31 protein-coding genes are annotated in these 24,826 nt (G+C 68.5%); 9 read left to right on the top strand and 22 right to left on the bottom strand.

Going from position 1 to position 24,826, the window contains the following annotated elements; all coding sequences use genetic code 11:
* Positions 1–18: 18 nt before the first annotated feature.
* Positions 19–1,071 (bottom strand): 4Fe-4S binding protein, encoded by a 1,053-nt coding sequence (locus tag J2Z79_RS07355; protein ID WP_209466221.1) that lies wholly within the window; start codon positions 1,069–1,071, stop codon positions 19–21.
* Between the two features lie 165 nt (positions 1,072–1,236).
* Here J2Z79_RS07355 and J2Z79_RS07350 point away from each other — a divergent pair, with 165 nt between their 5' ends.
* Positions 1,237–1,803: a hypothetical protein gene (locus J2Z79_RS07350; protein WP_209466220.1), complete on the top strand. Its 567-nt coding sequence runs from the start codon at positions 1,237–1,239 to the stop codon at positions 1,801–1,803.
* A gap of 82 nt (positions 1,804–1,885) precedes the next feature.
* Here J2Z79_RS07350 and J2Z79_RS07345 read toward each other — a convergent pair whose 3' ends face one another.
* The gene (locus J2Z79_RS07345; RefSeq protein WP_209466219.1) at positions 1,886–3,118 is read right to left on the bottom strand and encodes a uracil-xanthine permease family protein; all 1,233 of its coding nucleotides are present in this window, start codon (positions 3,116–3,118) and stop codon (positions 1,886–1,888) included.
* Between the two features lie 334 nt (positions 3,119–3,452).
* Here J2Z79_RS07345 and spo0A point away from each other — a divergent pair, with 334 nt between their 5' ends.
* Positions 3,453–4,211 carry a sporulation transcription factor Spo0A gene (gene spo0A, locus J2Z79_RS07340; RefSeq protein ID WP_209466218.1) on the top strand — a complete coding sequence of 253 codons (759 nt, stop codon included), beginning with the start codon at positions 3,453–3,455 and terminating at the stop codon, positions 4,209–4,211.
* 30 nt (positions 4,212–4,241) lie between these two features.
* Here the strand turns inward: spo0A and J2Z79_RS07335 are convergent, their stop codons facing one another.
* The 6 genes from J2Z79_RS07335 to J2Z79_RS07310 form a co-directional block, all read right to left on the bottom strand.
* A complete protein-coding gene (locus tag J2Z79_RS07335; protein ID WP_209466217.1) occupies positions 4,242–4,796 on the bottom strand; it encodes a 2-oxoacid:ferredoxin oxidoreductase subunit gamma family protein in 555 nt (184 codons plus the stop codon).
* Positions 4,783–5,544, bottom strand: coding sequence for a thiamine pyrophosphate-dependent enzyme (locus J2Z79_RS07330; RefSeq protein ID WP_209466216.1), 762 nt, complete (start codon positions 5,542–5,544; stop codon positions 4,783–4,785). The genes J2Z79_RS07335 and J2Z79_RS07330 overlap by 14 nt, the downstream gene beginning before the upstream one ends.
* Entirely contained in the window at positions 5,544–6,608 is a 1,065-nt protein-coding gene (locus J2Z79_RS07325; RefSeq protein WP_209466215.1) for a 3-methyl-2-oxobutanoate dehydrogenase subunit VorB, read from the bottom strand. The genes J2Z79_RS07330 and J2Z79_RS07325 overlap by 1 nt, the downstream gene beginning before the upstream one ends.
* 13 nt (positions 6,609–6,621) lie before the next feature.
* Positions 6,622–6,837: a 4Fe-4S binding protein gene (locus J2Z79_RS07320; protein WP_245302385.1), complete on the bottom strand. Its 216-nt coding sequence runs from the start codon at positions 6,835–6,837 to the stop codon at positions 6,622–6,624.
* A 50-nt stretch (positions 6,838–6,887) separates the two neighbouring features.
* Positions 6,888–7,457 carry a hypothetical protein gene (locus J2Z79_RS07315; protein WP_209466213.1) on the bottom strand — a complete coding sequence of 190 codons (570 nt, stop codon included), beginning with the start codon at positions 7,455–7,457 and terminating at the stop codon, positions 6,888–6,890.
* A 267-nt stretch (positions 7,458–7,724) separates the two neighbouring features.
* Positions 7,725–8,714, bottom strand: a complete 990-nt coding sequence (locus J2Z79_RS07310; protein ID WP_209466212.1) for a S1C family serine protease — start codon at positions 8,712–8,714, stop codon at positions 7,725–7,727.
* A gap of 299 nt (positions 8,715–9,013) precedes the next feature.
* Between J2Z79_RS07310 and J2Z79_RS07305 the strand changes: the two genes are divergently transcribed.
* The 4 genes from J2Z79_RS07305 to J2Z79_RS07290 are packed head-to-tail and all read left to right on the top strand — an operon-like array spanning position 9,014 to position 12,284.
* On the top strand, positions 9,014–9,730 hold the full coding sequence (locus J2Z79_RS07305) for an ABC transporter ATP-binding protein (RefSeq protein WP_209466211.1): 717 nt from the start codon (positions 9,014–9,016) through the stop codon (positions 9,728–9,730).
* Positions 9,727–11,382, top strand: coding sequence for a putative ABC transporter permease subunit (locus tag J2Z79_RS07300; protein WP_209466210.1), 1,656 nt, complete (start codon positions 9,727–9,729; stop codon positions 11,380–11,382). Before J2Z79_RS07305 ends, J2Z79_RS07300 begins: the two co-directional genes overlap by 4 nt.
* Before the next feature lie 15 nt (positions 11,383–11,397).
* Positions 11,398–11,613 (top strand): DUF2905 domain-containing protein, encoded by a 216-nt coding sequence (locus J2Z79_RS07295; RefSeq protein WP_209466209.1) that lies wholly within the window; start codon positions 11,398–11,400, stop codon positions 11,611–11,613.
* 44 nt (positions 11,614–11,657) lie between these two features.
* On the top strand, positions 11,658–12,284 hold the full coding sequence (locus J2Z79_RS07290) for a DUF47 domain-containing protein (RefSeq protein WP_209466208.1): 627 nt from the start codon (positions 11,658–11,660) through the stop codon (positions 12,282–12,284).
* Between the two features lie 80 nt (positions 12,285–12,364).
* On the opposite strand, the gene J2Z79_RS07285 is transcribed toward J2Z79_RS07290, so the two are convergent.
* From J2Z79_RS07285 to J2Z79_RS07260, 6 genes are all read right to left on the bottom strand, one after another.
* On the bottom strand, positions 12,365–13,918 hold the full coding sequence (locus tag J2Z79_RS07285) for a 3-hydroxyacyl-CoA dehydrogenase (RefSeq protein WP_209466207.1): 1,554 nt from the start codon (positions 13,916–13,918) through the stop codon (positions 12,365–12,367).
* Positions 13,919–13,923: 5 nt separating this feature from the next.
* Complete coding sequence (locus tag J2Z79_RS07280; protein WP_209466206.1) at positions 13,924–14,691, bottom strand: enoyl-CoA hydratase-related protein; 768 nt, start codon at positions 14,689–14,691, stop codon at positions 13,924–13,926.
* A gap of 4 nt (positions 14,692–14,695) precedes the next feature.
* Positions 14,696–15,469, bottom strand: coding sequence for an enoyl-CoA hydratase-related protein (locus J2Z79_RS07275; protein WP_209466205.1), 774 nt, complete (start codon positions 15,467–15,469; stop codon positions 14,696–14,698).
* Entirely contained in the window at positions 15,459–15,794 is a 336-nt protein-coding gene (locus J2Z79_RS07270) for an EthD family reductase (RefSeq protein ID WP_209466204.1), read from the bottom strand. The genes J2Z79_RS07275 and J2Z79_RS07270 overlap by 11 nt, the downstream gene beginning before the upstream one ends.
* A gap of 11 nt (positions 15,795–15,805) precedes the next feature.
* A complete protein-coding gene (locus J2Z79_RS07265; RefSeq protein WP_209466203.1) occupies positions 15,806–16,612 on the bottom strand; it encodes a PaaX family transcriptional regulator in 807 nt (268 codons plus the stop codon).
* A gap of 176 nt (positions 16,613–16,788) precedes the next feature.
* A complete protein-coding gene (locus J2Z79_RS07260; RefSeq protein ID WP_209466202.1) occupies positions 16,789–17,430 on the bottom strand; it encodes a helix-turn-helix transcriptional regulator in 642 nt (213 codons plus the stop codon).
* Between the two features lie 230 nt (positions 17,431–17,660).
* On the opposite strand from J2Z79_RS07260, the gene J2Z79_RS07255 reads away from it, so the two are divergent.
* Entirely contained in the window at positions 17,661–17,924 is a 264-nt protein-coding gene (locus J2Z79_RS07255) for a hypothetical protein (RefSeq protein ID WP_209466201.1), read from the top strand.
* A 57-nt stretch (positions 17,925–17,981) separates the two neighbouring features.
* On the opposite strand, the gene lysS is transcribed toward J2Z79_RS07255, so the two are convergent.
* Complete coding sequence (gene lysS, locus J2Z79_RS07250) at positions 17,982–19,508, bottom strand: lysine--tRNA ligase (protein WP_209466200.1); 1,527 nt, start codon at positions 19,506–19,508, stop codon at positions 17,982–17,984.
* Between the two features lie 123 nt (positions 19,509–19,631).
* Between lysS and J2Z79_RS07245 the strand changes: the two genes are divergently transcribed.
* Positions 19,632–19,838 carry a hypothetical protein gene (locus tag J2Z79_RS07245; RefSeq protein ID WP_209466199.1) on the top strand — a complete coding sequence of 69 codons (207 nt, stop codon included), beginning with the start codon at positions 19,632–19,634 and terminating at the stop codon, positions 19,836–19,838.
* A gap of 25 nt (positions 19,839–19,863) precedes the next feature.
* Entirely contained in the window at positions 19,864–20,298 is a 435-nt protein-coding gene (locus J2Z79_RS07240) for a hypothetical protein (protein WP_209466198.1), read from the top strand.
* A gap of 75 nt (positions 20,299–20,373) precedes the next feature.
* Here the strand turns inward: J2Z79_RS07240 and J2Z79_RS07235 are convergent, their stop codons facing one another.
* The 7 genes from J2Z79_RS07235 to J2Z79_RS07210 form a co-directional block, all read right to left on the bottom strand.
* Entirely contained in the window at positions 20,374–21,033 is a 660-nt protein-coding gene (locus J2Z79_RS07235; RefSeq protein ID WP_342589438.1) for a superoxide dismutase, read from the bottom strand.
* Positions 21,034–21,376: 343 nt separating this feature from the next.
* Positions 21,377–21,727 carry a stage V sporulation protein AE gene (spoVAE, locus tag J2Z79_RS07230; RefSeq protein WP_209466197.1) on the bottom strand — a complete coding sequence of 117 codons (351 nt, stop codon included), beginning with the start codon at positions 21,725–21,727 and terminating at the stop codon, positions 21,377–21,379.
* A 5-nt stretch (positions 21,728–21,732) separates the two neighbouring features.
* Positions 21,733–22,749, bottom strand: a complete 1,017-nt coding sequence (gene spoVAD, locus J2Z79_RS07225) for a stage V sporulation protein AD (RefSeq protein ID WP_209466196.1) — start codon at positions 22,747–22,749, stop codon at positions 21,733–21,735.
* A gap of 10 nt (positions 22,750–22,759) precedes the next feature.
* Positions 22,760–23,233 carry a stage V sporulation protein AC gene (gene spoVAC / locus J2Z79_RS07220; protein ID WP_209466195.1) on the bottom strand — a complete coding sequence of 158 codons (474 nt, stop codon included), beginning with the start codon at positions 23,231–23,233 and terminating at the stop codon, positions 22,760–22,762.
* A gap of 225 nt (positions 23,234–23,458) precedes the next feature.
* Complete coding sequence (locus J2Z79_RS07215) at positions 23,459–23,746, bottom strand: CD3324 family protein (RefSeq protein WP_342589437.1); 288 nt, start codon at positions 23,744–23,746, stop codon at positions 23,459–23,461.
* Positions 23,747–23,827: 81 nt separating this feature from the next.
* Positions 23,828–23,953, bottom strand: a complete 126-nt coding sequence (locus tag J2Z79_RS18865) for a hypothetical protein (RefSeq protein WP_280953631.1) — start codon at positions 23,951–23,953, stop codon at positions 23,828–23,830.
* 82 nt (positions 23,954–24,035) lie between these two features.
* Positions 24,036–24,512: a hypothetical protein gene (locus J2Z79_RS07210; protein ID WP_209466193.1), complete on the bottom strand. Its 477-nt coding sequence runs from the start codon at positions 24,510–24,512 to the stop codon at positions 24,036–24,038.
* Positions 24,513–24,826 lie beyond the last annotated feature (314 nt).

The following is a 24,826-nucleotide window of genomic DNA, read 5'->3' as shown; positions in this document are numbered from 1 at the left end:
ACTATGTGGGGTGGCGGCTCACGCAAACCAGACGGAATTGCGGCAGTTGGGGCACTGATCGTCTTCGGGACGCCCCTTGAAGGTCCGCCGGCAGGTGCGGCAGGCCCGCGCCGCGAGGGTGATGAGGGCTTTCCGGTCGCCGCCGGCCAGCGCCTGCACACTCAGGGGCTCCTCGCCCACCGCCCGCACCGGGCACAGCTCAGCGCAGGTGCCGCAGGCCACGCAGGCCGCCGGCTGGTGGGTGAGCTCCCACGTGCCGTCAGCCCCGCCGTCCGCCAGCGCGCCCGTGGGGCAGAACCTGGCGCAGATCCCGCAGCCCGTACACGCGTCGGTGACCCGGCGCGCCGCCCACGGGCCCCCGGGCATCGTGCCGCCCGGTACCCGGTCGGCCCCCACCTGCCGAATCCAGCGCCTGCGCCGCTCGGGCAGGCGCGCCGGGAGGCGGGCGTGGTTCAGCTCCGGCTCGGGTAGGAACTGGCGGGCCACCTGTGCCGACTCGGTCCGCCACAGGCCGAGCAGGTCGCGCCGGCTCAGGCTCTGCCCGGAGGCGCCCCCGCCGGACTGCTGGGTGAGCCGGATGGTGCGGTGCAGCCCGAGCGCAGACAGCGCCGCGCGGGCCAGCGCGACGGCCTCTCGGGCCCGCTCGCCGCCGGATTGCCGCGGACAGGCGTCACAGTCGCCGCAGGCCAGGAGCACTTCGGGATGCCGGGATGCCATCGCCAGGAGGTGATCGGCCGAGAGGTAGCCCAGGCAGGGCAGCCGCAGCCCTCCGCCGGTCGCCTTCTCGCAATGAACCGATCCCGCGGCCAGCACCGCAGCTTCGTCGATGCCGCGAACGGCGACCGCGGCCGTCGGGCACGCCCCGGAGCAGAGTCCGCAGCGATCGCAGGCCGCCGCGTCGACCCGCACGCTGCCCTCCTCCAGGCGCAGCGCGCTGCGCGGACAGGCCTCGATGCAACGGCGGCAGTGTGAGTTCCGGTGCCTGGCCACAAGGCACGCCTGCGGATCGAGCCGGACGGGATCGGGATCTACGACCTTCAGCAGGTTTTCCAGGTTGAACAGCACGATCACCCCGCTTTGCTTCTGATGGTAACCCTGCCGTTCGTGCGGCGGAATAGAGGACGTGGTGGATTTGAGGTCTCATCGATGGGTACTTTGGGTGTAGCCGTGCGTAACCTAATGACCTTGTTGATCGTTAGGATATCTAGTAAGACCGTCAAGGGGGTGTCTCTCAACATGCGTCGACCTGTGTGGCTGACCGCCGCAGCCATCGTGCTCAGTGCAGCGCTCCTGGTCAGCGGCTGCGGTTCCGCGCAGCAGCCTGCTCCGGACCCGCCACCGACCCAGACCGAGCCGCAGCCCTCGCCGCCCCCGCCGCCCACAGACAACCCGAACCCGCCGACCGCGGAGACTCCCCCTGAAACGCCCGGCGGCAACGAGCCGGAGGTGCCGGACCTGCCCGGCGACAAGGAGGCGCTCAGGACAGCGCTGAAGGCGGAGACGCCGATTACGTACACGATCGTCATCGCCGACGCACCCCGCGAGATGGACAAGACCGCCTACCTGGACCAGATGCTCGCGGAGCAGGGCTACCCGGGCAAGAACGAGATCCTGCTCGTCATCTTCCCGGCCGACAACTACAACATCCGCTTCGCGATGGGCGCGCTGGTCTTCGATCGGAAGATCTCCCTCCAGCAGATGCTGGAGATGGTGCAGAACCAGTACCTCGCCCGCTCCCGCCGGGGCGACCCCGCGGGCGGCCTTGCGGACCTGATTAACGCTATAAACGAAAAGGTAAAGTAGGTTTGATATGATCACGCAAGAAGACGCGGCACCCACAGTGCCGCGCCTTCTCGTATCGGGGCGCTCCCCGCCCCGCAGTCGCTCAGTCGTCTGCGCCGGTCAGGACCGCCTCGGCCTCCGGGGCGATGCGCTCGGGCAGGAGCTTGTTCAGGATCACGCCCGCCAGGGCCGACAGCGCCATGCCGCTCAGCTGGAGACCGCCCGGCAGCGGGATCACCGCGCCGCCGATGCCCAGCACCAGGATGACGGCAGCGATCACGAGGTTGCGGTTGTTGGCGAAGTCCACCCGGGCATCCACCACCTGCCGGATGCCCACCGAGGTGATCATGCCGAAGAGGACGATGGAGATGCCACCCATGACCGGGGTCGGGATCGCCTGGAGGACGGCGCCGAGCTTGCCGATGAACGCCATGACGATCGCCACGCAGGCGGCGATGCGGATGATCGCGGGGTCGTAGTTCTTGGTGACCGCCAGCACACCCGTGTTCTCGGAGTAGGTGGTGTTGGCGGGGCCGCCGAGCAGGCCGGCCAGGGCCGTGGCCAGGCCGTCGCCCATCAGCGTGCGGTGCAGTCCGGGATCGCGGATCAGGTCCTTGCCGATCACGGCGCCGTTGGTGGTGATGTCGCCGATGTGCTCAACCATCGTCACCAGGGAGAGCGGGGCGATGGTCAGGATGGCCGAAAGGCTGAACTTGGGCGCCATCACCGGCGGTACGGCGAACCAGTCGGCGGCGGCGACGGTGCTCCAGTCCACGAGGCCGAAGGCCATGGCGGTCACGAAGCCCACGATGATGCCCGACATGATGGGGAGCAGCTTGAAGAACCCCTTGGCGTAGATCGCCGTCAGCAGGACGGCCAGCAGCGTGATCACGGCGACAGACCAGTGGGCCGAGGCCATGCTCACGGCCACCGGCGAGAGCGTAAGGCCGATGACCATGATCATCGGTCCGGCCACGATCGGCGGGAAGAAGCTGCGCACCCGGTCCACGCCGAACAGGTAGACCAGCCCGGCCAGCACCAGGTAGAGCAGTCCGGCGGCGATGATGCCGCCCGTCGCGTACTCCAGGCCCTCGTTCTTGCCGACGACCTGGATCGCGGCGATGAAGGCGAAGCTGGAGCCAAGGAAGACGGGCACTTTCCGCTGCGTCACCAGGTGGAAGAGCAGCGTGCCGAGGCCGGCGGTGAGGAGAGCCACGCTGGGGTGGAGCCCGGTCTGCATCGGGACGAGGACCGTGGCGCCGAACATGGCCGCCGCGTGCTGCAGACCCAGGGTGAACCGCTTCGCCGTGGAGAGATTCGCTGTCGGAGCCGCCATCTCACATACCCCCTGAAACGTAGTGTTCCTGCGACGCATAAAAAAGGACCCCTTACCGGCGAGGCAAGAAGTCGCGTGGCAGGCACACCGCATCAGGGCGTACCTCACCATGTGACCTTGCCAGTCTCACAGGACTGTCTTAAAGGTCGCCGGTATTCAATTCGCTCTCAGTGTATCACGATCTGTTGCCAAGCGCCAGATGTTTTATAGCTAATCTTGCTCGGGCCATCCCATGTTGGCGGCCGTCGGTCTCCTGCAATTTTCCACAGGAATTGGAAGGTGTTTCAAACCAGAAGTAAGGATTTCTTCCTGTGGAGAAGGAGGGGTTCGCAACATGGTGGAAGGCCGGACCACCGTGGTTATCGCCAATGACAACTACGAGGAGCGCCAGCGCCTCATGGACCAGTTCGACGGCATGTCGGAGTTCGCCCTCGTGGGCGAGGCGCGCCACGGCCTGGAGGCCGTCGAGCTGGTGCGGTCCTTGCGCCCGGACCTGCTGATTCTCGATGACGTGCTTCCCCATCTGGACGGCCTGGGCGTCCTGGCCCAGCTCGAACCCGGCCAGCGTCCCAACGTGCTCCTGCTGCTCTCGTGCGCCTCGGACCGCCTGGTGCAGCACTACTACGAGAACGGCGCGACCTACTGCCTGCTCCGCCCCTGCCCGCCGGAGCTGGTGGCGGAGCGCGCCCTGCTGGTCTCCGGTCATCCCGCCAGCCTGCAGGGCGGGTCAGCGGGGCGTGCGACGCCAAGCCCCCGGACCATCGCGGAACTGCTGCGCCGCAGCGGGGTGCCCGCCCACCTGCAGGGCTACCGCTTCCTGAAGGACGCCGTGCAATACGTCCTGAGCAGCAACAAGAGCACGTGCGGGATGACGAAGGAGCTGTACCCGCACATTGCGCGGCTGCACGGCACGCAGCCCAACCGGGTGGAGCGCTCGATCCGCCACGCCATCGAGGTCGCATGGGGGCGGGCCGACATCAACGACCTGCAGCGTCTCTTCGGCGCCACCGTGCACCACGTGCGGGGCAAGCCCACCAACTCGGAGTTCGTGGCCATGCTGGCCGACCACCTGCGGGGGGCGGTGGGCTCGTGAGCAGCCCTCCGCCCCCGTACCCTGTTTCAGCTAGACCGTCAGCACCTTACGGGCCTCCATGATGCCGGCCGCGAGCGCCTCGCGGTTCACGGGCACGAAGCGGGCCTTGTCCTCGCCCATCACCTTGGGGAGCACGGTCAGGATCGACTCCACCTGCACCAGCGGGACCACGGCCAGCAGCGCGCCCAACGCAACCATGTTGGCGTACCGGGCGTTGCCCAGCTGGATCGCCAGGTCCGTGGCGGGCACCGGCACGACGGTGATGTCCGTGCGGGTCGCCGGCGTGGTGCAGAGCGAGGTGTTGACGACGAGGGTGCCCCCCGGCTTCACCGTGCGCTCGAACTTCTCCAGCGAGGGCTGGTTCATCACGATGCAGGCCGTGGGCTCGGAGACCATCGGGCAGGCGACCGGCTGGTCGGAGATCACCACGGAACAGTTGGCGGTACCGCCCCGCTGCTCCGGGCCGTAGGCCGGCACCCAGGAGACGTGCTGCCGCTCCAGGTTGCCGGCGTAGGCGAGCAGCTGGCCGGCGGTCAGCACGCCCTGGCCGCCGAAGCCCGCGATCAGGATCTCATGGACGTACACCCGCCAGCACCTCCTTCGTCACGTCCTTGAACTCGCCCAGCGGGAAGTAGGCGACCATGTCGCCCAGGACGTACCGGTTCGCCTCGGCCGGCGTCACGCCCCAGTTGGTGGGGCAGTTGCCCAGCACCTCGACCATGGAGAAGCCCAGACCGTTCAGCTGCGCCTCGAAGGCCTTCTTGATCGCCCGCTTGGTCTTGACGATGTTGGCCACGTCCGCCACGTGGGTCCGGGCGACGTAGGCCGAGCCGGGCATCTGCGCCAGCAGTTCGGCCATGCGGTAGGGCTGGCCGTTCTCCTCCCGCCGCCCGTACGGCGTGGTCGCGGTCACCGCGCCCATCAGGGTGGTCGGCGACATCTGGCCGCCGGTCATCCCGTAGATGGTGTTGTTGTACATGATCGCCGTGATCTTCTCGCCGCGGGCCGCGGCGTGGATGATCTCCGACGTGCCGATGGCGGCCATGTCGCCGTCGCCCTGGTAGGTGAAGACGAAGAGCTCCGGGCGGGCCCGCTTGATGCCCGTGGCCACCGCCGGGGCCCGGCCGTGTGGCGCCTGCACGAAATCCGTCTCGAAGTAGTTGTACGCCAGGACGGAGCAGCCCACGGACGCCACGCCGACGGTGCGCTCCCGCAGGTTCAGCTCATCGATCAGCTCGGCGACGATCCGGTGCAGCACGCCGTGGCTGCACCCCGGACAGTAGTGGGTAACGACAGGCGACATCGCCTGGGGCATGCCGGCGAGCAGTTTCATTACGCCTCTCCTCCCATCAGCTTCTGGATCTCGCTGAGGATCTCCCGCGGAGTGGGAACCATGCCGCCCAGGCGCCCGTAGAAGTCGACGCGCGCGCGGCCCAGCACTGCGAGCTTCACGTCCTCCACCATCTGTCCGCTGGACATCTCGACATCCAGGAACTGCCGCACGCCGCGGTCGGCCAGGCGGGCGAGCCCCTCGTGCGGGAACGGCCAGACCGTGATCGGCCGATAGAGGCCCACCTTCAGGCCGGTGCTGCGGGCGGCGTCGACGGCCGCCCGGGCGATGCGGGCGGAGGTGCCGTAGGCCACCACGACCAGCTCGGCGTCATCGCAGCGGTACTCCTCCCACCGGGTCTCCTTCGCCTCCATCGCGGCGAACTTGGCCTGCAGCTTCAAGTTGAGCGCCTCGAGCCCCTCGGGGTTCAGCTCCAGCGAGGTGATGACGCGCTTGGCGCGCCCCCGGGCGCCGGTCAGCGCCCAGTCCTTGTCGTCGGCGGGCTCCCGCATGGGCGGGAAGGAGACCGGCTCCATCGTCTGGCCCAGGAGGCCGTCGCCCAGCAGGGCCACCGGGTTGCGGTAGGCGTCAGCCAGGTCGAACGCCAGCATCGTCAGGTCAACCAGCTCCTGCACCGTGGAGGGCGCCAGGGTGATCATCCGGTAGTCACCGTGCCCGCCGCCCTTCACCACCTGGAAGTAGTCGGCCTGCGACGGCTGGATATTGCCCAGGCCGGGCCCGCCGCGCATGATGTTGACCACCACGCAGGGGAGCTGCGAGCCGATCATGTACGAGATGCCCTCCTGCTTCAGCGAGAAGCCGGGCGAAGACGAGGAGGTCATGGCGCGCACTCCGGCCGCCGACGCGCCCAGGAGCATGTTCACCGCGGCCAGCTCGGACTCGGCCTGCAGGAACGTGCCGCCCACTTCGGGCATGCGGCGCGCCATGTAAGCCGGCAGCTCCGACTGGGGCGTGATGGGATAGCCGAAGAAGAAGCGGCACCCCGCCCGGATGGCTGCCTCGCCCAGGGCCTCGTTGCCCTTCATCATCGTCATCATGGGTTCCATGGGGCATCCCCTCCTAGGCGGTCTGGTAGATGGTGAAGACGACCTCAGGGCAGACCAGCGCGCAGGCCCGGCAGCCGGTGCACTTCTGCGGGGCGATGGCCTCGGCCGCCCTGTACCCCAGGGCGTTGATCTGCGAACCCATGGCCAGCACCTCTCGCGGGCAGGCCTCCGTACAGAGTTCGCATCCCTTGCAGCGGTCCTTGTTCAGTTCCAGCAGGATCGTGCGCAACCGTAATACCCCCTTCTCCATGCGTTGTTCACCCGGCATCCAACCGCAAGCTAGAGGACGGCAAGCGAGCTCTCCCAGGGCGGACGCATGCGCAGCTGAAGCGGGAGCAGGTCCAGCCCCGGCAACTCGGCCGCGAGGTCGGCGCGGACCGCGGTGAAGCGAACGGGCAGTTCGAGCAGGCGCGCGGCGGCCTCCACCTGCTCCAGTCCAGCGAGCACGTGCTCGGGGCGGGTGAGCGGGCCCAGGTTGGCGTTGTTGATGAGCCCGGTGAACCGGATGCGCGCGACCTCCTCCAGCCAGCGCGCGTACCGGGCCACCTGCTCCGGCGACCCCGTTCCCGGCCGGTACGGGTTGACCACCATGTACGCCTCGTACGAGCCGGCCTGCAGGCGCCCGTGCAGGCTGCCCACCACGCGCGCGCCCTCGTCACCGCCGATGTCGGCCACGACGGGGCCCTCGTACGCCATCAGCGCCTGGGCGGCGCGCGGGGTCACCACCGGAAGGTCTGAACGCCACAGGTCGCCCTCCGGCAGCACGACCTCCACGCCCGCGGCGCGCAGTTCGTCGGCCACGTCCCGCGCCCGGTAGTAGGGCGTGATGAAATCCAGGTCCAGCAGCATGGGGCGCTTTGGCCCTGTGCACAGCGAAAGAGAAAAATAAACGGCCACCTCGGTCTTTCCCGAACCGAAGTGACCCAGCAACAGGGTACGGGCAGCCTTCGTCATGCCGATCCCCCCGGCTTCATCATAACTGTGACGGTCGTGCTAGGGAATCGGTACTTGGGTTTAGACAGAAAGGGCTATCCGCACAATTGCGGAAGCTCGGTGAACCCGGGCGCGAACCCAACAAGGGGAACGGGACCACCTGCTGACGCGGTGGCCCCGCCTTCAATCGTCGTCGTCCTCGCGCAGGGGCGACTCCTCGTCGTCCCCGAGCCCGATGGTCTGGAGGCCAGGCACCTCCTCGACGGGCAGGTAGAGCTCGATCAGCTCGCCCTGCCGCAGCACCGTCAGCGGCACGCGGTCGCCGTACCTGTGGCTGGACAGGACTTTGCGGATCATGCCGCTGCTGGTGACGGGCTGTCGGCCGTCGACCGCCATCACCATGTCCATCTCCTCCACGCCGGCCCGCTGCCCCGGGCCGTCGGGCTGCACGTGCTGCACCACCAGGCCGCGGTTGCCGGGCAGGTTCAGCATCTCGACCCAGATGTCGTCGATCACGTCCGGCTCGCCCGAGAAGCCGAGCCACGGGTGTACCGCGTAACCGTGGTCGATGATCTGGCTGGCCACCCGCGCCGCCACCGCCGCCTGAAGCGCCAGCGACACGCCGCCCTGCCAGGGAATGCCGTTGATGCCCACCACGCGGCCCTCCAGGTCCACCAGCGGCCCGCCCGTGTTCCCCGGGTGGATGGCGGCGCTGGTGAGCAACAGCCCGTCCACCGGCACATTGCCCCGGCCCCGCCCCTTGGGGCGGTAGACCGTGCGGTCCGAACTGCTGATGATCCCGTGGGTGGCGGTGTGCTCCATCCCCAGCGCGTACCCCACGGCGACCACGAACAGCCCCACCGGCGTGGTCCCGTCGGGTGCGAAGGTCGGCGGGTCCACGGGCAGCCGCTCCTCCAGGCGCAGGATCGCCAGGAAGTACAGGGGGTCGAGGCCGACGCACTCGGCCCGCCTGCGCTTGCCGTCCGCGGTCTTCACCGTGATCTCGTCGCCGGGGGCCACCACCTGGGCGGTGGTGATCACGTGGTAGTGGTCAAGGATCACCCCGGTGCCCAGGGCAATCTGCCCCGTCCTGGGCGTGACGGCATAGACGTGCACCACCGCGGGGCGCACCTTGTCCAGCGCAGCGATCAAGGCTGAAGAAAAGGCGTCCACGCCCATGATCCCCCCTCTGGCCCATCGTCCCTGCAGCGCTTGATACTTCTGCGGGCGTGGCCACTTCCCTGCACCCGGCCCTGGCCACCGCCTGCCGCGCAGGACTCTAACATGCCATTTTACGTGTATTCGGGCTGTTCCTCAACCCTGGTGCACGCCGAAGCCCGCCAACTGCGCCGAACCATTCACCGCCGCCCGGGGGTCTTAGAGACGGACAGCACCTGCGCCCCCGGCAGGAAGTGGCTGGTCCCCGTTGAAGTCGGAACTCATGCCCCCATTCGCTGGGAGGGATTATTCCCGTGATCGAGCTGATCAACGTCTCCAAGAGCTACGGTAAGAAGATCGCCGTGGACAACCTCAGCCTGACGGTGCGCCCGGGCGAGATCTTCGGCTTCCTTGGCCCCAACGGCGCCGGCAAGACCACGACGATCAAGATGATCGTGGGGCTGCACCGGCCCGACTCCGGCACGGTCCGGGTGGGCGGCCACGACGTGGCGGCCCGGCCGCTGGAGGCCAAGCGCCAGATCGCCTACGTGCCGGACACGCCCGAGGTCTACGACAAGCTGACGGGCCTGGAGTACCTCAACTTCATCGCCGACGTGTGCGGGATTCCCCCCCGGGAGCGGCAGGAGCGCATCGAGCGCTTCGCGGACACCTTCGAGCTCACGGGCGCGCTCTTCGACCGCATCGAGAGCTACTCCCACGGCATGCAGCAGAAGCTGGTGCTGATCTCGGCACTGATGCGGAACCCGCCCGTCTGGGTGCTGGACGAGCCGATGGTCGGCCTCGATCCCCGCTCCTCCCACCGCCTGAAGGAGCTGATGGTGGAGCACACCCGGAACAACCGGACGCTCTTCTTCTCCACACACGTGCTGGAGGTGGCGGAGCGCCTCTGCGACCGGGTGGCGATCATCGACCGGGGCCGCATCATCGCGTGCGGCACGCTGGATGAGCTCCGCCAGGGCCAGACCGGCGAGACCCTCGAGTCCATCTTCCTGGAGCTGACCGAGCGATGAGGAACGTTTGGCCACTGCTGCGGGTGCAGCTGATCCAGAGCCTGCGGGGCGGCATCGAGCGCATGTCCGGCACCCGGTCCCGCTTGGGACTCCTCCTGATCCCGCTGCTCGTCCTTGCCTTCATCCCGTTCCTGACCATGATGACGGTGGGGTACATCGGTCTGTATCAGGGCCTGAAGCTGTTCGGGCGGCCCGAGCTCACGCTCACCGTCGCCCTCACGGCGGGCCAGCTGCTCTGCCTGGTCTTCGGCGTGTTCTACGTCATCTCCGTCTTCTACTTCAGCAAGGATCTGAAGCACCTGATCCCGCTCCCCCTGCGGCCCGGCGAGATCGCCCTGGCGAAGCTGGCCACGATCATCATGGGCGAGTACCTCACCATGGCCCCGGTGGTGGTGCCCGCACTGGCAGTCTATGGCGCGCTGGCCGACGTGGGCCCGCTCTACATTCCGTTTGCGGTGCTCATCTTCCTCATGCTGCCGGTGGTGCCCCTCGTGCTGTCGGCGCTCTTCAGCCTCGTGCTGATGCGCGTCACCAACCTGCGCCGCAACCGGGACCTCTTCCGGGTATTCGGCGCGCTGATCGGCATCGGCTTCGCGCTCGTCATGCAGTTCGCGAACCGCTTCCAGCAGGGTAGCGTGGGTGCGGCCGACATCCAGCGGATCATCGAGCAGCAGCAGCCGCTGGTGCAGGGCTTCTCCCGCTGGGCGGTCACTTCGGTGTGGGGAACGCAGGCCCTGCAGGCGGGCAGCCCCGCGCTCGGCATCCCGGCCTTCCTCCTCTTCACCGGCACCGTTGCGGCTGCCCTCGCCCTTCTCGTCGTCGGCGCGGAGCGGCTCTTCTTCGGCGGGCTCCTGGGGGGCGACGAGAGCGCATCGTCCGGCCGCCGGGTGAGCCGGTCCGACCTCGCCCAGAAGTCGGGGCAGGTGCGCACCCCGCTCGGCGCACTCCTGCTCAGGGAGATCCGGCTGCTCAACCGGACCCCCTCCTTCCTGATGTCCGGCGTGGTCGCACCCCTGCTGATCCCCATCTTCGCCTTCATCCCGCTGGCTAGCGCCGGCGGACCCTTCCAGGAGCTGGACTTCTCCCGCTTCGCCAACGCGCCCTGGACGCCGGTGGTGCTGCTGGGCATCCTGCTTTTCGTCAACTCCGCCTCGTCGATCCCGACCTCGGCCATCAGCCGCGAGGGGCGCTGGTTCTGGATCAGCCGTTCGCTGCCCGTGCCGCCCCGGCTGCAGATCCACGCCAAGCTGCTGCACTGCATGCTCTTCATCCTGTTCAACATCGTGGTGCTCGCCACGGGCATGGCCTGGCTCGGGCTGGCCACCCCGCGCAACCTGGCCGTGGTCGTGGTGGGCGGCCTCCTCACCGGCGCCCTCTCCGGCTACACCGGGCTGCTGATCGACGTGATGCGGCCCCACCTCGACTGGACCGACCCCCAGCAGGCGATGAAGGGCAACTACAACTCCCTGCTGGCCCTGCTGGCCAACACGGGGATCTCCCTGGTCACCATCCTCGCAGCCTACCTGATCTACCTCGTCGCCCGCCCCGCCTTCCTCCCGGCCCTCATGGCCCTGCTGGCCGTCGAGACCTGGATCCTGGGCCGGGTCGTCGGGGACCTGGCAGACATCCGCTATACGCAGTACGAGCACTGAAGGGAGTCTGTGTGAATGGGACGCACGCTGATGACCATCGGGGCGCTGCTGCTGGTCGTGGGCGGAGCGGTGGCCCTGATCGAGCGCTTCCTGCCCGGCCTGGGGCGGCTGCCCGGAGACATCGTCGTCCGTCGGGGAAACTTCACCTTCTACTTCCCGGTGGCCACCAGCCTCCTGCTCAGCCTGGGCCTGACCCTGCTGTTCTGGCTCTTCCAGCGGCTTGGAAGGTAGTATAATGGAGGCGTCCCGACCAGACAGAGAAGGGGGACCGGCCGATGATGCTGTTTGGGAACATCAGGAGCCAGCAGTTCTACGAGCTGCTCCGGCAGGCCACGGAGAACGCCGCGCAGGCAGCCGCCATGCTGGGCAGGCTGCTGGAGGACCCCGCGCTGTTTTCCGAACTGGGGCCGGCGATCAAGGACCTGGAGTCAAAGGGTGACGAGCTCACCCATAGCCTTTTTGAGCGGATCAACAAGACCTTCGCCACCCCTCTGGAGCGGGGGGACCTGGCGGCGCTGGGCGTGGCCATCGACTCCGTCGTCGACGCGATGGAGGCGGCAGCCGCACGCATCGGCATCTACCGTGTACAGAACAGCGACAAGCACTTCCGGGCCTTCGCCCAGATCCTGCGGGCACAGGCCACCGAACTGGTCGCGGCCATCGACCTGCTGGCCGGCGGCAAGCTCTTCGACATCGGCGAGCGCATCCGGCAGATCAACACGCTGGAGAACCACGGCGACGACGAGCTCCGGCTGGCGCTTTCCGAGCTGTACGACCAGGCCGCGTCCGACCCGATCCGGTTCGTGACGATGAAGGAGATCTACGAGACGCTGGAAGAGGCCACGGACCAGGTGGAGACCGTGGCCAACACCCTGGAAGGCGTCATCATGAAGCGGGCCTGAGCCAGGTCCCGATCGCGGCGATGGGGGTCCCGCCCCGGCGCACAGCCGGCGCGGGACCCCCGCTTTGCGCGTCCGTCTGCCTATGCGCGCATCCCGAGCCCGGCCTGCACCCGCTTCCGCAGGTAGGGCGCGGCGCGGTAGCGCTCCTCGCCCGTCTGCTGCTGGAGCCCCTCCAGCACCGCGAGCACCCGGTCAGGGCCGATCTCGTCCGCCCACTCCAGCGGGCCCTTCGGGTAGTTCACGCCCAGGCGCATGGCGGCGTCGATGCCCGCGGCCGTCGCCACGCCCTCCTGGAGCGCGAAGGCCGCCTCGTTGACGAGGCAGGCCAGGAGCCTGGCCGCCACCAGCCCGGGGCCGTCGGCCACCACCTCGGTGTCGCGGCCCAGGGAGTGGAAGAAGCGGACGGCCAGGTCCGTGGCGGACGGGTCCGTGCGGAGTCCCGGCGCCACCTCCACGAGCTGCCGCCGGCTCACCCGGGGGATGCCCCCGTAGCCCACGAGGCGCGCCGGGTTGACCATGCGGCCCGCCATCTCCGTGGTCGACCGGGTGGAGGCCTCGACCAGCACCACCACCCGCGGGTCCGGCTGCCGCCCCTCCAGCAGCTCCGGCCCGGCCAGCACGATCAGGTCGGCGTCGGCGCAGCAGTCCACCAGGCGGTAGCCTGCCGAGGCCGTCAGGTCCGCGAGGTCGGGGTCGCCCAGAACGGCCACCCTGTTCACCTCGGGCACCCGGGGAGTCGGCGCCGCCGCGTACCGCGCCGGCTCGGGACCGCCCACGGTCGTCCCGTCCTCGTAGCAGTACCACCCCACCCCGGTCTTGCGGCCCAGCCGGCCGGCCTTGACCATGCGCTCCTGCAGCGGGTGCGGCCGGAACCGGGGCTCGCCGAAGTACTGCTCGAAGACCGACCGGTGCACCGCGAAGTTGATGTCGAGCCCGACCAGGTCCATCAGCTCGAACGGCCCCATGCGGAAGCCGCAGGCCAGCCGGGCGATCCGGTCGATCTGCGCGACGGTGGCCACCTGCTCGCCCAGGAGGCGCAGCGCCTCGCCCGAGTACGGCCTGGCGACGCGGTTGACGATGAACCCCGGGGTGTCCTTCACCCGCACCGGCTCCTTGCCCAGGGCCCGGGCCAGCTCCTCGGCGGCCTGCAGCGCCGCCTCGCCGGAGGCGTCGCCCGCCACCACCTCCACCAGGCGCATGGCGGGAACCGGGTTGAAGAAGTGCATCCCCACCACCCGCTCCGGGCGGCCGGCCAGGGCGCCGATCTGCGTAACCGAGAGCGACGAGGTGTTGGTCGCGAGCACCACCTCGGTGCGGCAGAGCCGGTCCAGCCGCTCGAACAGCCCGCGCTTGAGCTCCAGCTCCTCCGGTGCGGCCTCGATGACGAATTCCGCCCGGGCGAAGTCGCCCAGGGCCGTCGTGGTGGTGATGCGGGCCACGGCCTCGGCCGCCTCCTCCCGCGTCAGCCGGCCCCGCGCCACGTGGCGCTCCAGGTCGGCCTCCACACGCCGGAGGGCGCGCGTCAGCGCCGCGGGATCAACGTCGTAGAGCAGCACGTCGAACTTCGCCTGAGCCGCCACCTGAGCGATGCCGGTGCCCATGGTTCCGGCCCCGACCACGCCTATCCGCCGCACGGCTGCTACCTCCCCGTGAAGTTGGGGGCCCGGCGCTCGCTGAAGGCCCGGATTCCCTCCCGGGCGTCGGCGCTGGCCGCCGCCGCCTCCTGGAGGTGGGCCTCCAGCTCCAGCACCTCGTCGAGCGGGCGCTCGAGCCCCCGACCGATCAGCCGCTTGATCCAGCCCATGGAGCGCGGACCCCGGGCGAGGCGGCCTGCCCAATCGGCCACGGCGGCCTGGAAGCCCTCGTCGGGCACGACCCGGTTGCAGAGCCCCAGTGCTTGCGCCTCCGCGGCGCTCACCTTGTCGCCGAACAGGGCCAGCTCCATCGCCTTGTGGTAGCCGATGAGGCGCGGGAGGAAGTAGGAGGCTCCGGAGTCCGGCACCAGGCCGATGTTGACGAACGCCTGCACCAGCGAGGCGCTCTCGGCCATGAGCACCAGGTCGCAGGCCAGCGCCAGACTGACGCCCGCCCCCGCAGCCACGCCGTTCACGGCGGCAAGCACGGGCTTCTCCAGAGAGCGGATCAGGCCGATCCAGGTGTTGTAGTAGCGGCGGACGATCTGGCCGATGGGCTGGTTTCCGATGTCCGCCAGGTCCTGCCCCGCGCAGAAGCCGCGGCCGGCGCCGGTGATGACCACGCAGCGAACCGCGGGATCCCGGGCGGCCTCCTTCAGCGCGCCGATGAACCCCTCGTGCTGCTCCACGTTGAAGGCGTTGAGCCGCTCTGGCCGGTTCAGCGTGATCGTGCAGACGCCCTCACTCACCGTGTAGAGCACCGGCTCGCCCACTGGACTACCTCCCCTTCCACTCCGGCTGCCGCTTGGCGGCAAACGCCTGCATGCCTTCCTTCTGGTCCTCCGAGGCGAAGGCCAGGGCGAAGAGGCGCCGCTCGTAGGCCAGTCCGCCCGCCAGGCCGCTCTCGAAGGACTGGAGCACCGCCTCCTTGGCCAGGCGCAGGGCCACGGGCGACTTGGAGGCGATCTCCGCCGCCAGCCGCTGCGCCTCGCTCAGGTAGGCCTCCACCGGCACCACCCGGCTGACCAGCCCCGCCGCCCTCGCCTCGTCGGCGGAGAGCATGCGGCCCGTCAGCACCATCTCCATCGCCAGGGACTTGCCCACGGCGCGCGTCAGCCGCTGGGTGCCGCCGGCGCCGGGCAGCACGCCGATGTTGATCTCCGGCTGGCCGAACTTCGCCGTCTCGGAGGCCACGATGATGTCGCAGATCATCGCCAGCTCCAGCGCCCCGCCGAGGCAGTACCCGCTGACGGCGGCCACGATCGGCGTCCTGATGCGCGCGACCTCGTCCCAGAGCGAGATGTGGTCGCGGGAGTACATGTCGATGGCGCCCATGTCCGCCATCTCCTTGATGTCGGCGCCCGCACCGAAGGCCCGCTCGTTGCCGTGCAGCAGCAGACAGCGGATCTCAGGGTCGCGGTCAAACTCCCGGAAGGCGTCCACCAGCTCCGTCATCAGGGCCGAGTTCAGGGCGTTGAGCGCCTGCGGACGGTTCAGCTGAACCCGGCCCACGGCCCCCTCGCGGAAGACCAGGATGTTCTCATACGTCATGCTCTTCTCCTCCTCTTTCCTCGCCGGCTGTGACCTCGGCGTAGTACATCGTGAACAGCCCCTTTGCGAAGGACCGCAGCTGCTGGCCGGCGGCCGCCATCTCCGGCGAGTGGAGGGCGGCATCCAGGGCCTTCCGGTCGTCGAAGTAGAGTTCGGCCAGCTGGAACAGGTCCGGCGCACCCCACGGCGCCTCCACAAACCGCGCGACCTCGACGCGCCTCAGCCCCGGCACCCGGGAGACCAGTTCCAGGTGTTCCCCGTAGCGCCGGTCAAACTCTGCCAGCGGAATCTCGGGCTTCCGGTACAGCACCACCAACTTGTACACGCCGCTCCCCCTCACCCTGTTGGTTCGAAATGCCGCTCCAGATACCGCAGCGCCCCCGGCCTGAGCGTCTGGTAGTAGGTCTGGAACAGATTCCGGGCGTCGTGGCCGCGCCAGGGGCTCGGCAGCAGCTGGAGGGGCAGACCCGGATCGACGAACAGGAACTTGCGGTAGTCGTGAACCAGGCTGATCTCCTCGACGAACCGCTCCTCGTCGCTCTGGAGCCTGACCTCCGCCGAGGCAAGCCGGGGCGCCCAGCGGGCGATGAAGCGGTCGTAGCTGGCCTGGATCGCCTCCAGGTCCCAGCAGCGCCGGACGAGCTCGGCAGGCTCCAGGTTCCCGACGGACTCCGCCACGAAGAGCGTGGCGTAGTCCTCGATGCCGTAGCGGCGCAGCAGCGCCTGCACCGAATCCTCCAGGGGGTTCGGCGAGAGCCAGGCGCCGTGCGAGAGGTGGGCGAACCCCGTCCAGATCAGTTCCCTGCGCAGGTCGTTGCGCCGCTGCCGCATCGCCTCGGGGATCGAGTAGACCAGCACGCGCCAGCGGCCGTCCCAGTCTGTGTCCCGCCCGTCGTACACCCGCCGCGAGGCCTCGACGATGCGCTGGCGGCCGGCCTGGGACAGGGCGTAACACGTCCGCCCCCCCACCTTCCGCACCTCGAGCCACCCCTGGCGGGCCATGCGCGAGAGCGCCTGCCGGAGCGCGGGCTCGCTCACGCCGAAGGGCGCAACGAAGGCGGCCAGGGTGGAACCCCAGGCCTCGCCCCCCACATGCTGTATATAGTCGCCCCACAGGTCGAATAGGAGGGATCGGGCCTTCATCGCATCACCTGCCCCCGGCCCGGCCCCTGGCCAGAAAGGGCCAGGAAGATTTCTGCTGTACAGACAGATTCGCCGCCGGGCGCCGCACCCCTGCCGGTGCGCGGCGCACCCGGCGGGCCGCCAATGCGAAAGGGCGCCGGCCTCCGGGAAGGTCGGCGCCCTGTCAGGGCCGCAGTTCAGGGGCGAATGCGGTAGCGGCAGCACTGGCCGCCCCTGGCGATGCACTCCACCCGCTCGATGTCCTCGGTGCCCAGCACGGCCTTGAAGAACTCCAGCTCGTGGGCGCAGGCGTGCGGGTACCGGCGTGAGACCTGGTGCACCGGGCAGTTGTACTCCTTCAGGAACATGACGCCGTCGCCCGGCTCGAACTCGGCCAGGTAGCCGTTGGCCTGCTGGATGGCGGTCAGCCGCTCCACCCGCTCGGCCAGCGTCTCACCGGCGACCTCATCGGCGAAGCGCTGCACCATCGCCTTTCCCCGATGGGCGAAGAAAGTCTCCACGAGGGAGGGGTCCGTCTCGTTCAGGAAATCCAGCAGCTCCAGGGTGAGCGCGCCGTATTTCTTTGGGAACAGGCTGTCGGCCGCCTCGGTCAGCGAGTAGACCCGCGTCGGCCGGCCCATCGGCAGCCGCTGCTGCACCGAGGTCACCAGCCCGTCCCGCTCCAGGGAGGTCAGATGCCGCCTGACCGCCACGTGAGTGATGTGAAGGCGCTCACCGAGCTCTCCGACCGTCATGGGTCCAACAACCCGCAGCAGGTTGATGATCTCACGGCGAGTGGAGGTCTCCTCCTGCGGCGATGACATGAGATCAGCAGACAACGCGTTCCCCTCCTAACACGCACAGTATGGCTGCTAACATTCTATCACATTCAGCACCTCACGGATACTTTCTTAAGACCTTTGTCACCAAATCTATCCTTTCGTACTACTGTCGTTGCCCGATGTAGGTCATTGTGTAGGTTCGGCCGGCGCCGTCCCGGAGGAGGAGTCTGGACAGTCGGCCAGGCATGTACTAATGTTTACCTGAAGGAATGTGGAGGTGAGCCCGGGTGTTCATGTGCAAACACTGCCTGGAGCAGTTCGAGGACGAGCACTTGGCCTACATCCTGGTTCCGGAGAAGCGCCTTCAGCATCCTGCGGCTGATGCATTCGCCTTCAAGTTCTGCTCTCGGGCCCATCTGGAGGAGTTCCTCCGGCACATCGCGAACCAGCGCCAGGCGTACGTGCTGACGAAGGTCTCCGGGGCCGAGCGGAAGACCTTCCCGGCCGCCGGACCGCTGGATCTGCTGCTTCAGATGAGCAAGGTCTCATAACCTCCTGACGCGCAAGGGAAGGCCGCCCGCACGGGCGGCCTTCCTGCGCGTTCAGCACTATGCCCTTGCCTTCTCCCGGGCGGCCCGGATGAGCTCGCGGATGCGCTCCCTGCCGACCAGCTCGACGAAGCCGCCGATGCGCGGGCCGCTCTCCGCCCCGAGCAGCACACCGTAGAGGATCTTGAAGAAGTTCTTTGGCGCCATGCCGTGCGCCTTGGCGATGTCGAAGACGCCCGTCTGGATCGTGTCGGCGTCCGGCGCCTGCATCATCATCGCCTCGAACTCGTCGACCATGGCCCACTCGGCGTCGGTCAGTTCGGGGACGCGGCGCGTGGGCAGGATGAAGTCCTCGTAGTAGTGGATCGCCTTCTCCAGCAGCTCTCGCACGAAGGGCTCGTTGGCCCTGATGCGCTCGTGGCCGAAGGAGCGGCCCAGGTACTCCAACAGCTGGTCCTGGTCGGTAACCGAGATGGCGTTGACCAGATTGATGATGTCGGAGTAGCGGAGCCCGCCCAGGTCCGGGCGGTCGCCGTGGTAGTAGATGAACGGGTACTGCGGGTCGTCGGGCGTCATGGTCAGGGTCTCGTCCGTGTACTGGATGACCGACTCCGGGCCGAGCCGCTTCTGCTGCCGCGGGTTCTTGAACATCAGGAGGTTCAGCGAGTCCTGCGTGCCCCAGCGGCCCCAGTTCTCCATCGAGATCCCGGCACCCGTCGACTTGGAGATCTTCCGCCCCTCCTCGGTGAGGAAGAGCTCGTAGACCATCGTGACCGGCGGCTGCCCGCCCAGCAGCTTCACGATGGCGCTGGAGAGCTTGGCCGAGTCGATCAGGTCCTTTCCGTGCATCTCGAAGTTGACGCCGAACACGTACCAGCGCAGGGCCCAGTCCGCTTTCCAGAAGAACTTGCCCCGGCCGCCCAGGGCGCTCTGGGTGCCGCGGTGGCCGCAGCCGTGGACGTCGCGGAAGGACCCGGTGCAGGAGTAGGTCACCGTGGCCTGCTCGGGGTCGTACCGCTCGACCCGGGTGGTGTAGATCTTGCCGCACTTCTCGCAGATGGGCAGCCACGGGAACCAGCCCTCGCGGTTCTCCGGCCGCATCGTCGGCAGCACCAGGTCCATGATGCCCTGCATGTTGCGGAACATGTGGCGGATGCCCTCGTCAAAGGTCCCGTCGGCGTAGCAGTCGGACGCGGAGCGGAAGCGGGCTTCGATGCCCGTCTTCGCCATCATCTCCACCAGCTCGGCGTTCATGTGGTGGCCGAAGGACTGGTGCGTGCCGTAGGGGTCGGGGATGCGCGTCACCGGCTTGCCCAAGTGCTCCTGGAGCCACGGCGCATCGATGTTGGTCGGGATCTTGCGCAGCCCGTCCATGTCGTCGGAGAAGACGATGATCTCCGACTCGCGGCCCATGTCCTTCAGCGCCTTGGCCACGTAAAAGGTGCGGACCACTTCGCCGATAGTTCCCATGTGCGGGTGGCCGGACGCGCCGAAGCCCGTCTCCAGGATGTAGCGCGGTTTGTCGGGCCAGCGCTCGATGATGCGTCTGGCTTCCTGGTACGGCCAAAGGTTGGGGTAACTGTTCATGCTGCGTCTCCTTCCCGCACAGAGGTTCTCTTACCCTGGTGATTATACAGAAAAGGGCATTGGGACACAAGTTCATCGAAGGGCCACCCGTGGGAAAGACTAGCGCCCAAAGGGGGGGTGGCGATGAACGCGGAGAAGCATCACGGCCCGGAGCGCGGAAGGAAGCCGCCGGGCGTCGGGTCGGAGACCCGCCGGCAGCTGCAGGAGATGCGCCCGGGCGAGGCCTGGAGCCACGAACAGGCCGCGCGGGACTACCGCGCGGGCGGCAACGAAGGCGAGTTCGCGGAGACAGCGGGCAAGGGCGCCGCTCAGGACGGCGGCGCGCGGTAGACGATCCGGGGGAGGTTTGAGTGGTATGAATCGGACGAAGCGTTGGGTGGCACTGGTACTGGTTTCGCTCTGGACGCTCCTGCTGCTGAGCGGCTCGGCGCTGGCCGCCGAGACCCGGCCGGAGAAGGAGAAGCCGAAACTCTCGCCGGGTATGGAGCAGCTGCTGAACGACATCCGGACGCTGCGGCGGACCCGGATGGAGCAGCTGAACGCCGAGATCGACCAGCTGATCGAGCGGGCGCAGGCCTCGGGCCAGATCACCGCCGAGGAGGCGGCCCGGCTCAAGGAGTGGCGGGCGCTCCGGCGCCACGGCCTCTCGCCGCACGCCTCGGAGGCCGAGGTGAAGGCCAGGCTCGAGGAGGCCGTGAAGAACGGCCGGCTGACGAAGCAGCAGGCGAAGCAGCTCCTGAAGGAGTGGCAGGAGAGCCGAAATCGCATGCGGACAAGAGGACGGCCGTAACACGCGCAAGGCAAGGCGGGGGCCGTCCCCGGAGGCGCAGCCCGCTCCGGGGACGGCCCCCGTTCTGCGCCGCCCTCACGCCGGCTCCCAGCGCAGGCGGCTCGCCTGGCGGAGCCGCTCGGCCACCGCAGGCCAGTTGACCACGTTCCACCAGTTCTCCACGTAGGCCGCACGGTCGTTGCGGTACTTGAGGTAGTAGGCGTGCTCCCAGACGTCCAGCGGCAGCAGGGGCACCACGTCCCACTGGCTCAGGTTCTGGTGCTTCTCCGCCGTGAGGATCTCGGTGCGGTTTGCCCGGGGCGACCAGACCCAGATGGCCCAGCCCCCGCCCTCCACGCTCTCCGCCGCCCTGCTGAACTGCTCCCGGAAGCGGTCGAAGCCCCCGAAGTCCTGCTGCATCTGCGCCAGCACCGCCCGGTCCGGCCCGCCCCCGCCCGCGGGCGCCATGGACTCCCAGAAGAGCGTGTGCAGATAGTGGCCCGCCCCGTTGAAGGCGAGCTCCCGCTCCCAGTGCTTCACCAGGCCGAAGTCGCCCGAGGCGCGCGCCTCGGCGAGGGCCCGCTCCGCCCGGTTCAGCCCCTCCACGTACGCGCGGTGGTGCCGGTCGTGGTGCAGGCGCATCGTCTCGGCGTCGATGTACGGCTCCAGCGCGTCGTAGGGGTAAGGCAGCGGCGGCAGCCGGTGCTCCCCGGGCGGAACCGGAGAGAGGCGCTGCGGCTCGCCACCGGCGGCCACGGCCGCGGGTTCGCCTGCGGTCAGCGCCTGCGCAAGGCCGTCCAGCGCCGCATACGCCTCTGCCATCAGCGCAACCGGAGCGGTGCGCATCGCCTCGGCATCGGCCTGGAGCCGGGCGAACCGCTCCTGCCACTCCGCCAGCGCGCCCGCGGGCCACCCGCCCGCCTCCATGGCGGCGATGCGGGCCCGCGCCTGCCGCGCCCATTCGGCCACGTGCCGGTAGAGCATCGACGCCCCGTCGTCGTTCCGGAAACCAAACACGCCGGGTTCCCCCCTCCCTTCCCTCAACTCTATGCGGCGAGAGGCTGGGGAATCCAGGTGCCGCGCCGAAGGCGGTTATCCGTCAGCTCTTCGGGTTGAACGTCACGGCGGCCAGGAAGGCGAAGACGATGGCCGCCGCGATGCCCGCGCTGGTCACCTCGAACATCCCGGTGAGCACGCCCACCAGCCCGTGGGTCTCCACCTCCTGCAGTGCGCCCTTCACCAGCGAGTTGCCGAAGCTGGAGATGGGCACGGAGGCCCCGGCGCCGGCGAACGCCACCAGCCGGTCGTAGAGGCCCAGCCCGCCCAGCACGCCTCCGGCCACCGTGAGACCCGAGAGGACGTGGCCAGGGCTGAACTTGGTGTTGTCCAGGATCAGCTGTGCGATCAGGCAGATCAGCCCGCCGACCAGAAAGGCCTTCAAGTACATCATCCGCGTTACGCCTCCAGTGCGACTGCGTGTGCGATCGCCGGGATGTTCTCTCCCTGCTGGAAGGTGGTCGGCGAGAGCAGGGCGCCGGTGGCCACGACGAGAATCCGCTTCAGCTTGCCGCGCGCCATCTCCTTCAGCAGGTGGCCGCAGGTCACGATGGCCGAACTGGCGCACCCGCTGCCCCCGGAGTGCACGTCCTGCCGGGTGTGGTCGTAGATCATCGCCCCGCAGTCGTTGTAGTTCTTCCCCAGGGTCAGGTTTCGCTCCGCCGCCAGCTTGATCGCCATGTCCCGCCCGAACCGGGCCAGGTCACCGGTCACGATCAGGTCGTAAAAGTCGACGGTGCGGCCGGTCTCCGTCAGGTGCGCGTGGATCGTCTCCACGGCGGCGGGCGCCATGGCCGCCCCCTGGTTGAACGGGTCGGCGATGCCGTAGTCGACGACCTTGCCGGTGGTGCAGTAGGTGATGCGCGGCCCGTCGCCCGATACCGCCAGCACGACGGCTCCCGCCCCCGTGACCGTGAACTGCGCGTAGGGCTTCCGCTGGCTGCCGTACTCGGTCGGGTACCGGTACTGCCGCTCCACCGTGGCGTTGTGGCTCGACACGGCGCAGAGCACGCGGTCGGCGTACCCGCCGTCGATCAGCTTCGCCCCGACGGCCAGCGCCTCGCTGAAGGTCGAGCAGGCGCCGTAGAGCCCGTACATCGGCACCGCCAGCTGCAGCCCGCTGAAGGTGGCGGTGATGATCTGGTTGAGCAGGTCCCCCGCCAGGAAGTAGTCCACCGCGGGCGGCTTTTTCGTGATGCCCGCCCGCTGCAGCGCCAGGTTGCAGGCGTCGATCATCATCTGTCGCTCAGCCCTCTCGAACGAGGACTGGCCGATGGTCAGGTCCGGATAGGTCTGGTCGTACTCGTGACCGAGCGGCCCCTGGGCCTCCATGGGCCCCGCCACCGCCGCGGCCCCGATGATCACGGGCGGCTGCTCCAGCCGCACGGTGTGCAGGCCGATGCGCTTCTTCGCCACGGTGGATCCCTCACCGCATCAGCCGGGCGATGCCGGCGACGATGCCAACGAAAAACGCGGTCGTGACGCCGTAGACGATCACGGCGCCGGCCAGCTGGAACATGCGGCCCCCGATGCCGAACACGAGGCCCTCCCGCTTGAACTCCAGGGCCGACGCGGTCATGGCGTTAGCGAATCCGGTCACGGGCACCGAGAGGCCGGCGCCGGCGAACCGGGCCAGCTTGTCGAAGTACCCCAGGCCGGTCAGCAGCGCGGACAGGAAGATGAGGGTGGCCACCGTCGGGTCGGCGGCCTGCTTGTGCGAGATGTGCAGGGTTCGTTCCCAGAAGTCCGTCATCGCCTCGCCGAGCAGGCAGACCAGCCCCCCGGAGACGAACGCCCGGACGGCGTTCCGCAGCCTGGGCGGCCTGGGTTCGGCCTTGCTCACCATCCGTTTGTAGAGCGAGCGCTGCGTCTCCTGCGAGGTTCCCTGTTTGATCGTCACGGCACGGACACCTCCGGAGGGATAGTCTCCGCTCCGCGACCCGGTGATATGCGAAAAGGCAGGCTTCACGCCTGCCTTCTCGCCGGCCATCCCCGAGGGGCCGGCAACCTACCGGCCGCCGGGGATGACGACCTTGGCGCTGACCAGGGCCATCACCCCCCTTCCCGTCCTGTCATTGCGGGTTGGCCAACCGCATTTTCAGCGTACGCGAACCGGCGGGGGGAATCAGCCCCGCGAACGGCTGGAACCGTTCTTTCCGCCGATGATCTTCCGAATGGAGTCGTAGCTCAGGTGGAACTCCTGCATGAGCTGCTCGATGCTCGCGCCCTCGGCGCGGCGCTGCCGGATGCGCTCGTTGCGCCGGGCCAGCTCCGCGCGCGCACCGCTGCGGGCGCCCCATGGCAGCCGCTCGTTCGGGCGCGGGATATAGAGTTGCTCGCCGGCCGCGTAGCGCTGGACCTCGGCCAGCAGCTCGGCGGGCAGGATGTCTGCAGCGTTCTGATAGCGTGCCACGAGAAACCAGGCCTCCTTCGTCTTGGCGAACAAGACAAAAAACCGCAGGGCAACGCCCCGCGGTCAGGCCCGGCAGTGGCTTCAGGCAGACCGTGCGGGGACGTGCCGGCTGTTGCGCGCATGGGCGAGCCCGCCCGCGGCGGCGGGAACGACACTAGCGTTGCCGCTCGCGATGGTTGCAATCTCGAGGTTGGTGTAGAGCAACATGCCGGCACCTCCTTTCAGCGTGGTCTTGCGCACGGTCACATGATACCCGCCAAGACAGACTCTTGTCAATAGACCGATCCCGCTACTGCATCCTTCCACGCCCGGCGAGCAGGTAGATACCGGCCCCCAGGAGGGCGAGCGGGATCAGGAACCGCAGGAGCGAGCCGAACAGCGTGAGGCCGGCGAAGCCCAGGCAGATCACGGCCACCACCCGGGCCCACTGCTGGGCGTGGCCGGTCTCGCGCCACACCAGGCCGAAGGTGATGGCCAGGCCGAGGAAGAAGAGCCAGCCGGTGTCCAGCCGCGGGAGCAGGCCGTCGATGAAGGCGATGGAAGCCAGGGTCAGAAGCACACCGCTGGGGATAATCGCCCACCACTGGTCGCGGTTGCCCAGGAAGACCTGGGCGAAGATCAGCCCGGGAATTCCCAGCACCACCGGGCCGGTGAGTACGTGCCAGGGGAAGACCACGATATCCAGGCTTCCCAGCAAGAGCAGCGCCCCTGCCGTGACCAGCACCAGCCCCCAGAGGACGTCGCGCTCTCCGTGACGAGACTCCATACTGCGCACACCCTTTCTGTGTGACCGTCTCGCTGGGTAAGACGACGGCCACGCGCTTTCCCCTTCACCTCTTTACACGGAGCCGCGGGTGCGGGTATACTACACTACAAGTAGTCTAGTGGCCCTGTACAAGGGGAGTAGCCAGCCTGACGAGTTCAGGTGGGGCAGTCGGTCATTGCGGGTGAAGAACCCCCGGCTGTCCCGGCCACCAGCGTAAGTTGGGGGCATGGCAAGACCTTGTTCCACCCGGAACGAGGTCTGCCATGCCCCTTGTTCTATTGTAGGGGTAGTTCAGCGGACCCGGGGGGACCCTG

Origin of the sequence: Symbiobacterium terraclitae, from assembly GCF_017874315.1 — a bacterium.
GTDB classification, from domain to species: Bacteria; Bacillota; Sulfobacillia; order Symbiobacteriales; family Symbiobacteriaceae; genus Symbiobacterium; species Symbiobacterium terraclitae.
This window is presented reverse-complemented; position numbering and strand designations above follow the sequence as displayed.

Coding starts and splice junctions, on each gene's coding strand:
- J2Z79_RS07350 (WP_209466220.1), top strand. CDS start 1,237: ATGCGTCGACCTGTGTGGCTGACCGCCGCAGCCATCGTGCTCAGTGCA.
- J2Z79_RS07345 (WP_209466219.1), bottom strand. CDS start 3,118: ATGGCGGCTCCGACAGCGAATCTCTCCACGGCGAAGCGGTTCACCCTG.
- spo0A (WP_209466218.1), top strand. CDS start 3,453: ATGGTGGAAGGCCGGACCACCGTGGTTATCGCCAATGACAACTACGAG.
- J2Z79_RS07330 (WP_209466216.1), bottom strand. CDS start 5,544: ATGAAACTGCTCGCCGGCATGCCCCAGGCGATGTCGCCTGTCGTTACC.
- J2Z79_RS07325 (WP_209466215.1), bottom strand. CDS start 6,608: ATGGAACCCATGATGACGATGATGAAGGGCAACGAGGCCCTGGGCGAG.
- J2Z79_RS07315 (WP_209466213.1), bottom strand. CDS start 7,457: ATGCTGCTGGACCTGGATTTCATCACGCCCTACTACCGGGCGCGGGAC.
- J2Z79_RS07300 (WP_209466210.1), top strand. CDS start 9,727: ATGAGGAACGTTTGGCCACTGCTGCGGGTGCAGCTGATCCAGAGCCTG.
- J2Z79_RS07295 (WP_209466209.1), top strand. CDS start 11,398: ATGGGACGCACGCTGATGACCATCGGGGCGCTGCTGCTGGTCGTGGGC.
- J2Z79_RS07290 (WP_209466208.1), top strand. CDS start 11,658: ATGATGCTGTTTGGGAACATCAGGAGCCAGCAGTTCTACGAGCTGCTC.
- J2Z79_RS07275 (WP_209466205.1), bottom strand. CDS start 15,469: ATGACGTATGAGAACATCCTGGTCTTCCGCGAGGGGGCCGTGGGCCGG.
- J2Z79_RS07265 (WP_209466203.1), bottom strand. CDS start 16,612: ATGAAGGCCCGATCCCTCCTATTCGACCTGTGGGGCGACTATATACAG.
- lysS (WP_209466200.1), bottom strand. CDS start 19,508: ATGAACAGTTACCCCAACCTTTGGCCGTACCAGGAAGCCAGACGCATC.
- J2Z79_RS07245 (WP_209466199.1), top strand. CDS start 19,632: ATGAACGCGGAGAAGCATCACGGCCCGGAGCGCGGAAGGAAGCCGCCG.
- J2Z79_RS07240 (WP_209466198.1), top strand. CDS start 19,864: ATGAATCGGACGAAGCGTTGGGTGGCACTGGTACTGGTTTCGCTCTGG.
- spoVAE (WP_209466197.1), bottom strand. CDS start 21,727: ATGATGTACTTGAAGGCCTTTCTGGTCGGCGGGCTGATCTGCCTGATC.
- J2Z79_RS18865 (WP_280953631.1), bottom strand. CDS start 23,953: ATGTTGCTCTACACCAACCTCGAGATTGCAACCATCGCGAGCGGCAAC.
- J2Z79_RS07210 (WP_209466193.1), bottom strand. CDS start 24,512: ATGGAGTCTCGTCACGGAGAGCGCGACGTCCTCTGGGGGCTGGTGCTG.